Origin of the sequence: Acinetobacter sp. Z1 (assembly GCF_024296945.1) — a bacterium.
Taxonomy (GTDB): Bacteria; Pseudomonadota; Gammaproteobacteria; order Pseudomonadales; family Moraxellaceae; genus Acinetobacter; species Acinetobacter beijerinckii.
In genome coordinates this window covers 2908656-2923889 of sequence record NZ_CP101115.1, presented here as the reverse complement: position 1 = coordinate 2923889, position 15234 = coordinate 2908656, and the positions used below count along the sequence as shown (strand labels likewise).

Genomic DNA, 15234 nt, shown 5'->3' with positions numbered 1-15234 from the left:
GTTCATCTTTTGAAACATAGAACAAAGCAGCATCGTCCAGCCCAATACCCAACATATACCTTTCAGATTGAATCTTTTTCACATGAAGGGCGTGGGATTGCGCATTATGGTACACATCCTGATCATCCGAAAGAAAAGCATGGCAAGAAAGTATTTGTTCGTTATGCGATGGTGGGTGAAACTGTTCAAGCGAAGATTACCAACCAAACGACTCGCTTAGAAGAAGCGGAAATGGTCAAGCTGGAAAGTGATGGTTCTCAGGAACGTATTGATCCGATTTGTGCGCACTTTGGCGTATGTGGTGGATGTAGCTTGCAACATATTCATCCCGATCAACAAATTTTGCTGAAACAGAATGTTTTGAAATCGCATTTGGAACATTTTGCTGGACTGGAACCTGAACAATGGTTAGCACCAATTCGTTCGGACAGAACCGATTATCGCCGTCGTGCTCGAATCGGGGTGCGATATATTGCGAAACAAAATCGTTTAGTGATGGGATTTCGTGAGCACCACAGTAATCACTTAATTCCTATTGAGCAATGTAGTGTTCTTGATCAAACCTTGTCCGAATCATTGCCTGAATTGAGAAAATTACTCGAAAGTCTAACAGGCAAAGCTGATATTGGTCATATAGAATTAGCAAAGGGCGATACTGAGGTTGCATTACTAATTCGTCACTTAGATGAATTAAATGTGTCGGATGTCAACCAATTGCGTCAATATACGTTACAGAAAGGATGGCAGCTATATTTTCAACCAAAAGGTATAGAGAGTGTCCACCGTGTTGATGATGCTGAAGCATCTATGCGCTTGCATTACAGTTTGACTGAGTTTCAGGTTAAATTTGCATTTTCGCCTGTCGATTTCACTCAAGTTAACAGTGATGTAAATAGAAAAATGATTGATTTGGCATGTGAATTGCTTCAATTACAGAAAGGTGAACGAGTATTAGACCTGTTCTGTGGATTGGGGAATTTCTCATTGCCTTTAGCACATTGTGTTGGAGAGCTAGGTCAGGTCATCGGTGTTGAAGCAAGTGATGAAATGGTGAAACGAGCAACTGAGAACGCGAAAGCCAATCAATTAACTCAAGCAACTTTCTTTTCACAAGATTTAACAAAAGACTTTTCGCATCATTCTTGGGCAAAACAAGGATTTGATGCATTATTAATTGATCCTCCACGATCTGGTGCTTTTGAGGTTATGCAATATGTACCGAATTTTGGAGCGAAAAGAATCGTTTATGTTTCATGTAATCCTTCAACACTGGCAAGGGATGCGGGTGTACTGGCACAATACGGCTATCAACTTAAAAAAGCCGCAGTGATGGATATGTTTACTCACACTGAACATGTTGAATCAATTGCGTTGTTTGAGAAAACACAACAGTTTTGAAAAGTTGAATCGCTTTAAAAAACGAAAGAGATAAACGATTAGAAAATGAGTTACATATCCAGAGGAGAATGGTATGGTCACAGTACGTGAGCAGTTACCTGAGCAACTTCATGAGTTGTCTGAGGAAACGACTGTAGAACATGCCGCTGAAGCGCAAAGAGGTTTAATCTCTTGGTTAGATCGAGTGCGCGATATCTTGGATGGGGCGGAGCTAAAACAACTACAACAAGTTGCAGAGCTTACCTTAGCAAAAGAGTTAGAAACCACGGTTAATCATCGTAACAATACCTTTAGTACGGGTATTGGTATGGCAGATATTTTGGCGCATTTACATGTAGATGAAGACACGTTGTCAGCGGCAGTGCTTTATCGTAGTGTGCGTGAGGGTCTGGTTACATTAGAGGATATTCAGCAGTTATTTGGTGAGCAAGTTCTAAACCTTGTAAAAGGTACGCTTGCAATGGGTAAGCTTTCTGAACTGATTGAGAAAAATAAACGTTTAGAAGACCATTTTAATAATAATCAGCGTGAACACTTAAACGGTATTTATAAAATGCTGATTTCAGTCACTGAAGATGTACGCGTTGTACTGATCAAGTTGGCTGAGCGAACTTATGCGTTACGAGAACTTGCAACAGCAAGTAAAGAGCGTCAAGAACGCGTTGCTCGTGAAATTCTAACCATTTATTCACCTTTAGCGCATCGTCTTGGGATCGCTCAACTTAAATGGGAATTAGAAGATCTTGCTTTTCGTTATCTTGCGCCTGAGCGTTATAAAGAAATTGCCTCTTTACTTAATGAAAAGCGTTTAGAGCGTGAACAGTACATTCAATTCGTGATTGATAAGCTCAAAACTGAGTTGGGTGCGCATGATATTCAGTCTGAAATCTCTGGGCGAGTGAAGCACATTTATTCGATTTATCGAAAAATGAAAAGCAAAAACCTCAGTTTCGACCAGCTTTATGATATCCGTGCAGTCCGCGTACTCGTACAAAATGTACCTGATTGCTATCATGCATTAGGGATTGTGCACCAGTTATGGCGACATATTCCAAACCAGTTCGATGACTATGTGACCAATCCAAAGGCGAATGGCTATCGCTCATTACATACTGCTGTGATTGCTGAAAATAAGTCTTTGGAAGTGCAAATTCGTACCTTTGAAATGCATAACGAAGCTGAATTGGGTGTGTGTTCGCACTTCAACTATAAAGAAGGTGCGAAAAATACCGATCATTCGTTTAATCATCGATTACATTCTTTACGTGCTGTACTGGAACATTATCAAGAGCGTACTGAAACCACACCGCATGGTGAAGATGATGAGTCGAATGGCATAGATCAAATTCAAGATTTTGAGAATTTTGAGAAGATTTATGTATTTAGTCGTGATGGTGATATCAAAGAGTTACCGCGTGGTTCGACCGTTCTAGATTTTGCTTATCATGTGCATACCGAAGTCGGTAATAAGTGCTATGCAGCACGTGTCAATCAACGTTATGTGCCATTAACCTACACCTTAAAAACAGGTGAGCAGGTTGAGATTTTAACCAAGAAAGATCGTGAGCCAAATCGTGATTGGTTGGTGAACTCTCTAGGTTATATTAAGACTGGACGTGCACGTGACAAGCTGCGTCATTGGTTTAGACAACAAGATCGTAGTAAGAATGTTGATGTTGGGCGAGAGTTGCTTAACAAAGAACTTGCACGCTTAGCAATTCATCCAAAAAGTATTGATTTAAAAGATTATTCATCACATTTTAATTTGAAATCTGGTGATGATATTTTAGTGGCTTTGGTCAGTGGTGATATCAGTCTTCATGCTTTGATGAATCAAGTGAATCGTCAAATGCACTTGGATCAAGATGAACCTGAGCTTGTTTTAAAGCCTGCATTAAATCCAAGAGCAAGTCATACTTTATCCGCACATGGTATTTTGATTGATGGTTTGGACAATGTGGAACTGCATATTGCTCAATGCTGTCAACCTGTACACGGCGAATCGATTGGTGGATATATCACTTTAAATCGTGGTGTGAGTATTCATAAAGTTGCTTGCCCTGATTATCTGCGTATGACCACACATGAACCCGAGCGTGCTGTTGAAGCAGATTGGGAAATGCAGCCTACACGTGGCCAGAGTGTACAAATCGTGGTTGAAGCTTATGATCGCCGCGGCTTACTGAAAGATCTAACCCAAGTCATTTTTTCAGATCAAATCAATATTCGTCAAGTGAATACGATTTCTGAGGCAGATGGTATTGCCAATATGAAATTATTGATTGAGGTGAAAGGTCTAGCACAGTTGTCTCGTTTGTTGGCTCGCTTAGAGCAGCAGCCAGGGATTATCAGCGCACGACGATTGGTTCAAGGAAGTTAAAACAAAAAAGCTGCATTTATATGCAGCTTTTTTATGCTTATCGTTTGGCTAAAAAGATATTGGTTAAGCGATTTAAAAATTGAGGACTAATGCTCGATAACTGATACATCAACTTGGTTTTGATGCCAACGGGTGTATGGGTTGGAATCAATGCATGATCTTTTTGTTGCGCCAAATGCAATACTTGTTTTGCCACATCAGCAGGTGTTAAATCCACACCAATATTTTGGATACTTGCAGCATCCATATTTTTGACCATACTTGTTTGTACAAATAATGGCATAACATCTAACACACGAATATTATATTTTTGCCACTCTACATCTAAAGCCTCTGTTAGACCGCGAACTGCAAACTTACTTGCGGAGTAAGATGCCAGATCGGCTTGACCATAAATCGCAGATGCAGAGGAAAGATTAATCACACGTGCAAAACTAGCATTTTGTAAATGAGCTAAAGCAGAATGACAGCCATTCAAAATTCCTTTGACGTTAATGTCGATGGTACGGTGATGTGATTGGATTGGTGTATTTTCAAATGCACCTGAATATAAAATTCCAGCATTATTGATGAGTATATTCAGTTCGCCCGCCCAGTTTTTGAAATCCTGTAAAGCAATTTGCCATTGGCGATAATTACTTACATCTAAATAGCCTGCTTTAGCATCATTTCCAAGCTCTTTTGCTAAATTTTGAGCTTGCTCTTCATTAATATCGTAGATACCAACTTTATAGCCTTTTTGATGAAATAAACGTGCAATTTCAGCACCAATCCCTTGCGCAGCACCACTAATAAAAACACTATACTGCATGACACTTCCTTACTTTATATTGATACTTCTTGAGTGCGTGTATATTACGCATAAGCCGCTTTAGGCTGCAATACTTTGGCTGAATTTGGAGAAAACCATGGAAAAGTTATTAGAAATCATGCAGGAATTAAGACAAAAATGTCCATGGGATCAACAACAAACGCCAAGTAGTCTGACGCCATATGCGATTGAAGAGGCATATGAGGTGGAAGCTGCCATTCGAGAGGGTAATATTGATGAAATCCGCGATGAGTTGGGTGATTTATTATTACAAGTGGTTTTCCAAGCACAAATGTATAGCGAACAAGATGCATTTAATTTTCAGGATGTTGTGAACGCAATTACAGAAAAATTGATTCGTCGTCATCCACATGTATTTCAGGCAGAAAAATTTGAGAATTTAAACCCTGAACAAGTGAGTGAGTTGTGGAAAGAAATTAAACGACAAGAAAAACAAGGGAAAGCACAATCACGATTAGATACTGTTAAACATGCGCCCGCTCTAATACAAGCACAAAAGATTCAAAAAAAAGCCGCGCAACTTGGTTTTGACTTTGAAACGGTAGACGATGCTTATGCGAAATTAGATGAAGAGTTGGATGAGTTAAAACAAGCGCTTAATGATCAAAAAAGCGATGAAATACAAGAAGAATTTGGAGATTGTCTATTTTCTTTAATCAATGTAGGACGTAAACTTGGGCTGTCGAGTGAGACTGCATTATTGGCAACGATTCATAAGTTTAGAAGTCGATTTGCATATATTGAACAACAAGCACAAAGACAAAATAAAGACTTGCAAGAAATGAGTTTGGCAGAAATGGATGAACTTTGGGAACAAGCAAAACGACAATTAAAACTTCAGGGGAAATCTAATGACTTTGCCGCAATTGCGCAGCAAACTTAACGTTTACTTACTTATTCTTATGTGTATAGGATGTTTTTCAGATCTTCACGCGCAGCAATTTGATCAATCCTATGAAAAATGGAAAGCTCAGCAGCAACAGCGTGATCAGCAATTGGCGAAACAACCGAATAATAACTATTACTTATCTCGACCAACTGTAGCTGCTGATCCAAAACAGGTGTCATCTTCTGTAAATATTCAATCAGATAAAATCAGTTTGAATAAAGCAAATTTACAGCAATTACAGACATTAAATGGGGTCGGTGAGAAAAAGGCGCAGGCAATTGTTGAATATCGTCAAAAAAATGGTGGATTTAAGACGGTGGATGAACTGATGAATGTGAAAGGAATAGGTCCTAAACTACTTGAAAAGAATAAAGCTAAGCTTATGCTTTAACGGAAATATGAAAATGAAATCAGATACGGGGCGTTTTGATCTATTGATTATTCAACAGAATAAATTGCCCTTTGTGTGTGTTAGAGCTATGATTAGCGACAAATTGTTATTTACGTCCTGACGTAGGAGACAGTGTCTTTTGCAAACTTTGCGTGCGTCAAAATGTGGTTTATCCACAACTCAACTCCCTTCCTCAATATTAGATGTGCTTGATAGCCTAACGAAAGCAGGTTATGAAGCGTATATTGTAGGCGGTGGTGTTCGCGACATGATGCTAGGTCTTAATCCTAAGGATTTTGACGCAGTTACTAATGCTACACCAGCTCAGGTGAAAGAAGTCTTTGGTCGACGTTGCCGTATTATTGGTCGACGTTTCGAATTGGCTCATGTGTATTCTGGTCGAGAACTGATTGAAGTTGCGACTTTTCGTGCACCTCCTAAAAAAGCGGTGACCAGTGCCTCTGGTATGATTCTTCGGGATAATAACTGGGGAACAATAGAGCAGGATTTTGCTCGCCGAGATTTTTCTATTAATACTTTATATTATCAGCCCCGCCAAGGGACTGTGCTTGATTTCTGCCATGCAGTTGATGATATTAAGACTCGTACTTTAAGGTTTTTAGGTGAACCTGCGCAGCGTTTTGAAGAAGATCCTGTGCGGATGCTTCGTGCATTACGGTTTGCTGCAAAATTAAATTTTCAAATTGATCAATCAATTATTGATGTTTTTGATGATGAAATGACGCAACTTTTGCGTGATGTTTCCCCACATCGTTTATATGATGAATCACAGAAACTCTTCACCATGGGACACTTAACTCGTGTGTTACCGATGTTGATCGAGTTTGGCGTTTGGAAACAGTTGTTTGCTGAAATTCCGCCAAATTTAACTGCGTTTATTGAGCGTGCAGCTAAAAATACGGATCAACGTATTCAAATTGGTAAGACCATTAATCCTGCATTTTTCTATGCAGTATTGTTATGGAAGCCTTTTTTAGAGCGCTGTGATTTTTATCTAAATAAAGGTGTAGTGCCAGCAGAAGCACGTGCTCAAGCTGGTTTGGATGTATTGAAACGTCAAGCAACCCGCACGATTATTCCACGTTTTGCTGAAACCTTTATTCGTGAAGTTTGGGAAATGCAAACTCGGTTGTTGAATCCAAAACCACAACAAATCGAAGCATTGGCTGGACATGCACGGTTCCGTGCAGGTTTTGACTTTTTGCTGTTGCGTGAGAAATCTGGCGATAATAGTACGGATGGTATGGGCGTTTGGTGGGAAGCCTACCAAGAGATGTCTGCTGACCAAAAAGAAGCGACTATTCGTCAATACAATCGTCAACGTAGCAAAACGCGTCGTAAAGCGAGTGAAATTGATCAGACTAAAGCGAGTGAAATTGAGCCTTTGGTCAATGTACCAGAGCCAAGAAATCGTCGTGCTAAAAAAGAGCGTGTCAGAGCAGATGATTCTGCGAGTCGATTTGTTGAAAAGGCATCAAATCAATCGGGTCAAATCAATTCTGATCATCCAATTTTAAAGCGCAAACGTGTGCAACGTGATTTACAGCAAGTCGTTTTTGGGCCGACTCAATGACGATTCGTACTTATATTGGTTTAGGTAGTAACTTAGGTGATTCGCAACAGATTCTCCGTGAAGCTGTTGCGAAATTATCAATGTTGGGTGAGGTGCAGGTTTCTCGGCTTTATCAAAGTCCACCGATGGGGCCTCAAGACCAACCAAACTATTTAAATTCAGTTATTCAACTAGATACAATACTTGAACCTTTGGCTTTGTTAGATCAATTGCAGCAAATTGAGCAAGAAGCAGGAAGAGTGCGCTTGAGACGTTGGGGGGAAAGAACCCTTGATCTCGATTTATTAATTTATGGACAACAACAGATTGAAAATGAGCGTTTGACCGTGCCACATGTCGGTATTTTGGAACGCGATTTTGTTGTTATTCCCTTATTAGATTTAGATGCTCATTTAAAATTAAATGGTCATTCTTTAAAAGATTTAGAACTGGTACAGCAAGCAGACTTGACTGTAATAGCAGATCAATCTTGGGCACTTGCTTAAGATTGTTTCGTTCTGGAAACGCCTGTAGAGGACATCATCATGATTAGTCTAAGTGACTTAAGAAAATTTAAAGCCGAAGGACGCAAGTTCTCATGTCTTACTTGTTACGATGCAAGTATGGCTAAAGCTATGGAATTGGCTGAAATTGATACGATTTTAATCGGTGATTCTCTAGGAATGGCAATCCAAGGTAGAGATTCTACTTTGCCTGTGACTGTGGAAGATATGGCTTATCACACGGCAGCTGTACGCCGTGGCAACGCACATGCGCTGATTATGAGTGACTTACCATTTATGAGTTATGCCACACTTGAAGATGGTTTGCAAAATGCTAAAACAGTCATGCAAGTTGGCGCTCAAATGGTCAAGATTGAAGGCGGAGCTTGGCTCAGCGAATTGGTCACTGTATTAACCCGAAATGGTATACCTGTATGTGTACATTTGGGTCTAACACCTCAGTCAGTGCATGTTTTTGGTGGTTATAAATTACAAGCAAGAACACGTGAAGCAGCAGATCAATTAATTGCAGATTGCCAAGCTGTTGTTGATGCGGGAGCGTCGGTGTTATTACTTGAATGTGTGCCTGCACAGTTGGGTAAAGAGATTGCAGAATTATTTCCAAATACACCTGTTATTGGTATCGGTGCGGGTAATGAAACTGATGGTCAGGTTTTGGTCGTGCAGGATATGCTTGGATTAACATTTGGGCGTGTGGCACGTTTTGTACGGAACTTTATGAAAGAGCAAGCGGGCGAAATGGCAATTGTGGATGCTTTCAAGTCTTATCATGCTGCTGTACAAGACCAGTCTTTTCCAGCCAAAGAACATACTTTCCAAGTTGAGCTTTAATTCATGAAAACTGAAACAACGATACAAGGCTTAACTGCATCACTTTCACCTGCGCGTAGCTCTAAAAAATTGATTGGCTTTGTACCTACTATGGGTAATTTGCATGAAGGTCATTTGACTTTGGTGCGTGAAGCAAAAAAATTGTGTGATGTGGTGGTGGTGAGTATTTTCGTCAATCCAATTCAATTTGGAGCGGGTGAAGACTTTGATAGTTATCCACGGACATTGGAACAAGATAGCCGGTTATTGGCGGATGTGGGCTGCGATATTATTTTTGCCCCTACTGTTGAGCAAATGTATGGATCACAACTGCGTTTAACCAATATTAGTGTCGGTCAAATTACTGATGACTTGTGTGGAAAATCTCGTCCAGGTCATTTTGATGGTGTTGCTGTTGTGGTAACTAAACTATTCAATATCGTCCAACCTGATTTTGCTTTCTTTGGTCAAAAGGACTATCAGCAATTGGCGGTGATTCGCCAGTTAGTTCAAGACTTGAATATGCCATTGGAAGTGATTGGTGTACCGATTGTTCGTGCTGAAGATGGTTTGGCACTCAGTTCTCGCAACGGTTATTTAACCGCAGAGCAGCGTGCAACCGCACCCATAATTTATCAATTACTCAAACAAGCTGAACAACAATTGCATCAAGGAGAGCTACTTGCACAAGTGTTAGCAAATATCTCTGCGCAATTGACACAAGCAGGTTTGGTTGTGGATTATGTTGAAGCTCGTCAAACTAACTTGCAGCCAATAGAGCAGTTCGATCGAAATGTCGTGATTTTTGTTGCAGCAAAATTAGGCGCCACTCGTTTAATCGATAATTTGCAAGTCGAATTTAAAACTTAGAACTTGAAAATAAAAAGGGCAACACGCCATGAAGCGTATTCTTATCGTTACAGGACAATCAGGCTCAGGTAAATCCTCTGCATTACAAGTGTTAGAAGATTTGGGCTACTATTGTATAGATAACTTACCTTTAGCCTTGTTGCCCGAAATTGTGGCTAAACTTGATCATGAAAATAATCTTGAGCAATTGGCTTTAGGGGTTGATATCCGAAGTACTCGTGCAGATATGCAGGAGTTTGATCATGTTTTTGAACAATTAAAAAGACATGGTTCAGTTGATGTGATTTATTTAACTACGCAAGATCAAGATTTAATTGCTCGATTTAGCGCATCACGTCGACCTCACCCTCTGGCGAGTCGTTTTAATAGTCTGTTGCAGTGTATTCAAGAAGAAAAGCAATTGCTTATTCCGATACAATTTCGCTCTACAGTACATATTGATACCACAGACAAAAGTGTCCATGATTTAAAGCATATTCTACTGTCTAAACTGGGGCAGTCTGATAATTTGATTGTGATTTTACAATCATTTGGCTACAAGCATGGTATTCCATTGGATGCAGATTATGTGTTCGATGTAAGGCATTTGCCAAATCCACATTGGGATCTAGAATTGCGCCGTTTATCAGGTTTAGATGAACCTGTACGACGTTTTTTAGAAGGCAGCCAACAAACCAATGAAATGTTTGCTGATATTTATGCCTTTTTAGATAAATGGTTGCCTGCATTTGCAGAAGGACATCGTCATTATATGACCATCTCTATTGGTTGTACGGGCGGACAACATCGTTCAGTTTATATTGTGGATAGACTCAAACAAGCTCTTGAGGCAAAATGGGCCGTCCAAATCTTACATAGAGAAATGAAGCACTGGTCATGATAGACACAACAATTGATGTAATTAATAAACTCGGCTTACATGCACGTGCATCTGGTAAACTTATTGAAGTCACCACGAAGTTCCGCTCTTCTATTCAAATTGGTAAGGGCGATAAGTTAGTTGATGCAAAAAATATTATGTCATTGCTGATGTTGGGTGCTGGTAAGGGCACGACATTAAGATTAGTGATTGATGGTGCTGATGAAGAAAAGGCATTGGAAGAAATTCAAACGCTGTTCGCAGCAAAATTTTATGAGGCAGAGTAATAGTGGCACGTGGTACCCAGCGTTATACCGATGAAGATTTTGAGTCATTAGATGGACGTGCGAGTAGAACTGAGCAAAAAAAAGCGGTTCAGCGTATGGCTGCTTTGGGTGAGCAATTGGCTCAACTGAATAAAAAGCAGATTCAGAAGCTTCCAGTCGATGAGCGTCTCATTGATGCCCTATTGGAAATCCAAAATATTAGCTCTCATGAAGCTCGTCGCCGTCAATTTTTACGTATCGGTAAACTCTTGCGTAATGAAGATGAAACAACGATTTTATCTTACCTTACACCGCAACAAGGCGCTAAAAAGCAAATGCAATTGATGCGTTGGGTTGATCGTATGATTGATCAAGGTGACCCGATTATTAATGAGTTCAGCAAAGTTTATAATGCTTCTGAACGCCATACTTTACGTCAACATGTATTGCGTATTCATCGTGACATGAAACAGCAAGTCAGTGAAGAGGAGCTTGCAGCCTCTAAACTGAAATTTGTGAATTATGTACAACAAGTGGCTTTGCTATCAGAGCAAGGTTAGTTTAAAAAAGAAGTTTCATTTGAAACTTCTTTTTTATTTAGCAGGATTCAATCTTTAAAATTTCCTACTGCGCGCTCTTTTGCCCATTCTCTTAATATAAATTTCTGTAATTTCCCTGTTGAGGTTTTTGGGATCTCAGTAATGACGATTTCTTTAGGTACTTTAAAGCGAGCCAGCTCTTTTTGGCAATGTGCAATAATCTCTTCTGCTGATGCAGATGCACCTTGCTTTAACTCAATAAAAGCACAGGGTACTTCCTGCCAACGCTCATCGGGTTTGGCGACAACGGCAGCAGTTAGAATAGCAGGATGCCGATACAACACATCCTCTACTTCTAAGGAAGAAATGTTTTCTCCACCTGAAATAATAATATCTTTCGAGCGATCCGTAATCTTGGCATAACCATCAGGATGGCAAACTGCTAAATCTCCAGTGTGAAACCAACCGCCTTTAAAGGCTTCTTCAGTGGCTTGTGGATTTTTAAGATAACCTTTCATCACAATATTGCCACGGAACATGATTTCGCCCATGGTTTCACCATCATTCGGCACAGGTTGCATGGTTTCAGGATCAAGTACTCGCATACTGTCTTGTAATGGATAAGGCACGCCTTGACGTGAATGTAATTGAGCTTGTTCTTGGATGGATAAATCACTCCAACCTGCTTGAGACGCACAAAGTGCAGAAGGACCGTAAGTTTCCGTTAAACCATAGACATGATTAACATTAATGCCGATATTGCGCATGCCTTCAATAATTGCGACGGGTGGTGCTGCACCCGCAACCATGACTTCTACATGATGATCAAATGCCGTTTTTTGCTCTTGAGGTGTATTGATCAACATCGATAATACAATCGGTGCACCACAGAAATAATCAACTTTGTAAGCTGAGATATATTTGAAAATTAATATCGGATCAACACGACGTAAACAGATATTCGTACCGCCACTTGCAGCAATTGACCAAGCAAAACACCAACCATTGCAATGAAACAAGGGGAGTGTCCAAAGATACACAGCACGAGGTTTCATTCCACAAGCCAAGATATTGCTGGCTGCATTCAGATAAGCACCCCGATGGTGATAAACCACGCCCTTCGGATTGCCAGTAGTTCCCGAAGTATAACTCAGACTAATGGCATCCCATTCATATTGTGGGAGCAACCATTCAAATTCAGGATCACCTTTAGCGACTAAAGACTCATATTCATATTGTCCAAGTGCAACTTGCTCAGCATCATATTCCTCATCAAATACATCAATGACGATAATATCTTGAGTGATCAGTTTCAAAGCTTCTTCAGCAAGTGGTCGAAACTCTGGATCAACTAATAAGACTTTTGAATCAGCATGAACCAACATAAAAGCAATTGTTTTTGCATCGAGACGAGTATTTAGGGTATTTAACACTGCACCTGCCATTGGGACTGCAAAATGTGCTTCAATCATTGCAGGGACATTCGGTAAAAGTACCGAAACGGTATCATTTTTTTGAATCCCTAAATTTGTCAGTTGATGGGCAAGTTGACGACAACGTTGATAAGTTTGTTGCCATGTAATTTGACGTTGCCCATGAATGATTGCAGCTTGGTTTGGGTAAATATAAGCAGCCCGTTCTAAATAGCGCAAAGGAGATAAGGCAACAAAATTTGCGGCTGTTCTCGGTAACTCATCATATGCACTAACCATGTGTTTGCTCCATTTCTGTTATTTTCATTTATATCTATATCAACATAGTGCGGGATTGAGTCTAAATCATTTAGGCTTTAGTCTGAGATTAAACTTTATTGATCTTGGCTTTTTCTGATTCAGAGGTTTCATAGTCACCTAAACCTGTGTAAAATCTTGGATACTTTTTTATCCGCCGTTTTTTATTTTTTGAGGTTCGCCTCAATACATAATCTCGCGGTGATATGCTCCATTGTGCGGGGCATCACTCCTTAAGGATTTTATTATGCCAATCATTACTTTACCAAATGGTGATCAGAAACAATTTGATCATCCGATTTCCGTGATGGAACTTGCTCAGAGCATTGGTCCAGGTCTTGCAAAAAACACCGTTGCAGGTCGTATCAATGATCGTTTGGTGGATGCTTGTGATTTAATCACAGAAGATGCGACAGTTCAGATTATTACCCCGAAAGATGAAGAAGGCTTAGAAATCATTCGCCACTCATGTGCGCATTTGGTAGGACATGCAGTTAAGCAATTGTTCCCAGAAGCTAAAATGGTGATCGGTCCTGTGATCGAAGAAGGTTTCTACTACGACATCTGGATGCCACGTCCATTTACTTTAGATGACATGGCAGCGATTGAAGAGCGTATGAAAAAGCTCATCGATCAAGATTATGATGTCATCAAAAAAATGACACCTCGTGAAGATGTAATTGCAGAATTCACAGCACGTGGCGAAGAATACAAGTTACGCTTGATCGCAGACATGCCTAATGAAACACAAATGGGCTTGTACTACCATCAAGATTATTTAGATATGTGCCGTGGTCCGCACGTACCAAATACCAAATTCTTAAAATCATTCAAACTCACTAAAATCTCTGGTGCATACTGGCGTGGTGATGCAAAGAATGAACAGCTACAACGTATCTATGGTACAGCTTGGGCTGATAAAAAACAGTTGGCGGCTTACGTCAAACGTATTGAAGAAGCTGAAAAACGTGACCATCGTAAAATTGGTAAAGCGTTAGACTTATTCCATATGCAAGAAGAAGCGCCAGGTATGGTGTTCTGGCATCCGAATGGCTGGACCATTTACCAAGTGCTTGAACAATATATGCGTAAAGTTCAGCAAGATAATGGTTACCAAGAGATCAAGACACCTCAAATCGTAGACTTTACGCTTTGGGAAAAGTCTGGACATGCGGCAAACTACGCTGACAATATGTTTACAACACATTCTGAAAGTCGTAACTATGCAGTGAAGCCGATGAACTGCCCTTGTCATGTACAAGTGTTTAATCAAGGCTTAAAATCTTATCGTGATTTACCAATTCGTTTGGCTGAGTTTGGTTCTTGTCATCGTAATGAGCCATCGGGTTCTTTACACGGTATTATGCGTGTACGTGGCTTTACTCAAGATGATGCACATATTTTCTGTACCAAAGAACAAATTGGTAAAGAAGTTGCCGACTTTATTAAGCTGACTTTGGATGTTTATAAAGACTTCGGCTTTGAAGAAGTGCAAATGAAACTTTCAACACGTCCCGAAAAACGTGTTGGTGATGATGCGCTTTGGGATTTAGCAGAAAAATCTCTTGCTGACGCTTTAGATGATGCTGGCTTGGCTTGGGACTTGCAACCTGGTGAAGGTGCATTCTATGGTCCGAAGATTGAATTTTCATTGAAAGATTGCTTAGGTCGAGTATGGCAATGCGGTACAATTCAATGTGATTTCAATTTACCAATTCGTTTAGATGCTTCATATGTCACTGAAGACAATGAACGTGATCAACCAGTCATGTTACATCGTGCAATTCTTGGAAGTTTTGAGCGTTTTATTGGTATACTAATTGAACACTATGCTGGTTTCATGCCACCTTGGCTTACACCAATTCAAGCTTGTGTGATGAATATTACTGATTCACAAGCACAAGCAAGTGAACAAGTGGTTGCAAAACTCAAAGAAAATGGTCTTCGTGCTATTTCTGACTTGAGAAATGAAAAAATCGGATTTAAGATTCGTGAGCGTACTTTAGAGCGTATTCCATACCTTTTAGTTCTCGGTGATCGAGAGGTTGAAGAAGGTACAGTGAATGTGCGTACTCGCTCAGGAAAAAATTTAGGTACTATGTCAGTGGATGCATTCATTGATCTAGTGAAATCTGCCGTTGCCGAACGCGGCCGGTACATTGTGGAGTAATAA

General features: G+C 40.1%; 14 protein-coding genes. 12 read left to right on the top strand and 2 right to left on the bottom strand.

All coding sequences use genetic code 11. The features are described 5' to 3' along the window. Window positions 1-9 precede the first annotated feature (9 nt). Window positions 10-1398, top strand: a complete 1389-nt coding sequence (gene rlmD, locus NGC85_RS13795; protein WP_254731926.1) for a 23S rRNA (uracil(1939)-C(5))-methyltransferase RlmD — start codon at window positions 10-12, stop codon at window positions 1396-1398. A 73-nt stretch (window positions 1399-1471) separates the two neighbouring features. Then, window positions 1472-3778: a bifunctional (p)ppGpp synthetase/guanosine-3',5'-bis(diphosphate) 3'-pyrophosphohydrolase gene (locus tag NGC85_RS13790; protein ID WP_254731913.1), complete on the top strand. Its 2307-nt coding sequence runs from the start codon at window positions 1472-1474 to the stop codon at window positions 3776-3778. Window positions 3779-3815: 37 nt separating this feature from the next. On the opposite strand, the gene NGC85_RS13785 is transcribed toward NGC85_RS13790, so the two are convergent. Then, window positions 3816-4589 (bottom strand): SDR family oxidoreductase, encoded by a 774-nt coding sequence (locus NGC85_RS13785; RefSeq protein WP_254731911.1) that lies wholly within the window; start codon window positions 4587-4589, stop codon window positions 3816-3818. 97 nt (window positions 4590-4686) lie between these two features. On the opposite strand from NGC85_RS13785, the gene mazG reads away from it, so the two are divergent. The 9 genes from mazG (at window position 4687) to yjgA (ending at window position 11352) form a co-directional block, all read left to right on the top strand. Then, window positions 4687-5493, top strand: a complete 807-nt coding sequence (gene mazG / locus NGC85_RS13780) for a nucleoside triphosphate pyrophosphohydrolase (RefSeq protein WP_254731908.1) — start codon at window positions 4687-4689, stop codon at window positions 5491-5493. Then, complete coding sequence (locus NGC85_RS13775) at window positions 5462-5890, top strand: ComEA family DNA-binding protein (RefSeq protein ID WP_254731906.1); 429 nt, start codon at window positions 5462-5464, stop codon at window positions 5888-5890. The genes mazG and NGC85_RS13775 overlap by 32 nt, the downstream gene beginning before the upstream one ends. A gap of 139 nt (window positions 5891-6029) precedes the next feature. Beyond that, on the top strand, window positions 6030-7484 hold the full coding sequence (gene pcnB / locus NGC85_RS13770) for a polynucleotide adenylyltransferase PcnB (protein ID WP_254731904.1): 1455 nt from the start codon (window positions 6030-6032) through the stop codon (window positions 7482-7484). Then, complete coding sequence (folK, locus tag NGC85_RS13765; RefSeq protein WP_254731902.1) at window positions 7481-7969, top strand: 2-amino-4-hydroxy-6-hydroxymethyldihydropteridine diphosphokinase; 489 nt, start codon at window positions 7481-7483, stop codon at window positions 7967-7969. Before pcnB ends, folK begins: the two co-directional genes overlap by 4 nt. A 39-nt stretch (window positions 7970-8008) precedes the next feature. Further along, window positions 8009-8818 carry a 3-methyl-2-oxobutanoate hydroxymethyltransferase gene (panB, locus tag NGC85_RS13760; RefSeq protein ID WP_254731900.1) on the top strand — a complete coding sequence of 270 codons (810 nt, stop codon included), beginning with the start codon at window positions 8009-8011 and terminating at the stop codon, window positions 8816-8818. 3 nt (window positions 8819-8821) lie between these two features. After that, the gene (gene panC / locus NGC85_RS13755) at window positions 8822-9667 is read left to right on the top strand and encodes a pantoate--beta-alanine ligase (protein WP_254731898.1); all 846 of its coding nucleotides are present in this window, start codon (window positions 8822-8824) and stop codon (window positions 9665-9667) included. Window positions 9668-9695: 28 nt separating this feature from the next. Further along, window positions 9696-10547, top strand: a complete 852-nt coding sequence (gene rapZ / locus NGC85_RS13750; protein ID WP_005051645.1) for an RNase adapter RapZ — start codon at window positions 9696-9698, stop codon at window positions 10545-10547. Next, complete coding sequence (locus tag NGC85_RS13745) at window positions 10544-10813, top strand: HPr family phosphocarrier protein (protein WP_004774692.1); 270 nt, start codon at window positions 10544-10546, stop codon at window positions 10811-10813. Before rapZ ends, NGC85_RS13745 begins: the two co-directional genes overlap by 4 nt. Window positions 10814-10815: 2 nt before the next feature. Beyond that, window positions 10816-11352 (top strand): ribosome biogenesis factor YjgA, encoded by a 537-nt coding sequence (gene yjgA / locus NGC85_RS13740; protein ID WP_254731896.1) that lies wholly within the window; start codon window positions 10816-10818, stop codon window positions 11350-11352. A 47-nt stretch (window positions 11353-11399) separates the two neighbouring features. On the opposite strand, the gene NGC85_RS13735 is transcribed toward yjgA, so the two are convergent. Next, window positions 11400-13043, bottom strand: a complete 1644-nt coding sequence (locus NGC85_RS13735; protein ID WP_254731894.1) for an acyl-CoA synthetase — start codon at window positions 13041-13043, stop codon at window positions 11400-11402. A 265-nt stretch (window positions 13044-13308) separates the two neighbouring features. Between NGC85_RS13735 and thrS the strand changes: the two genes are divergently transcribed. Further along, window positions 13309-15231 (top strand): threonine--tRNA ligase, encoded by a 1923-nt coding sequence (gene thrS, locus NGC85_RS13730; RefSeq protein ID WP_169109167.1) that lies wholly within the window; start codon window positions 13309-13311, stop codon window positions 15229-15231. Window positions 15232-15234: the final 3 nt, after the last annotated feature.

What these genes read in the sequence shown, in the direction of transcription:
- NGC85_RS13790 (WP_254731913.1), top strand. Translation starts at nt 1,472, where the DNA reads ATGGTCACAGTACGTGAGCAGTTACCTGAGCAACTTCATGAGTTGTCT.
- NGC85_RS13785 (WP_254731911.1), bottom strand. Translation starts at nt 4,589, where the DNA reads ATGCAGTATAGTGTTTTTATTAGTGGTGCTGCGCAAGGGATTGGTGCT.
- mazG (WP_254731908.1), top strand. Translation starts at nt 4,687, where the DNA reads ATGGAAAAGTTATTAGAAATCATGCAGGAATTAAGACAAAAATGTCCA.
- NGC85_RS13775 (WP_254731906.1), top strand. Translation starts at nt 5,462, where the DNA reads ATGACTTTGCCGCAATTGCGCAGCAAACTTAACGTTTACTTACTTATT.
- folK (WP_254731902.1), top strand. Translation starts at nt 7,481, where the DNA reads ATGACGATTCGTACTTATATTGGTTTAGGTAGTAACTTAGGTGATTCG.
- panB (WP_254731900.1), top strand. Translation starts at nt 8,009, where the DNA reads ATGATTAGTCTAAGTGACTTAAGAAAATTTAAAGCCGAAGGACGCAAG.
- panC (WP_254731898.1), top strand. Translation starts at nt 8,822, where the DNA reads ATGAAAACTGAAACAACGATACAAGGCTTAACTGCATCACTTTCACCT.
- rapZ (WP_005051645.1), top strand. Translation starts at nt 9,696, where the DNA reads ATGAAGCGTATTCTTATCGTTACAGGACAATCAGGCTCAGGTAAATCC.
- NGC85_RS13745 (WP_004774692.1), top strand. Translation starts at nt 10,544, where the DNA reads ATGATAGACACAACAATTGATGTAATTAATAAACTCGGCTTACATGCA.
- NGC85_RS13735 (WP_254731894.1), bottom strand. Translation starts at nt 13,043, where the DNA reads ATGGTTAGTGCATATGATGAGTTACCGAGAACAGCCGCAAATTTTGTT.
- thrS (WP_169109167.1), top strand. Translation starts at nt 13,309, where the DNA reads ATGCCAATCATTACTTTACCAAATGGTGATCAGAAACAATTTGATCAT.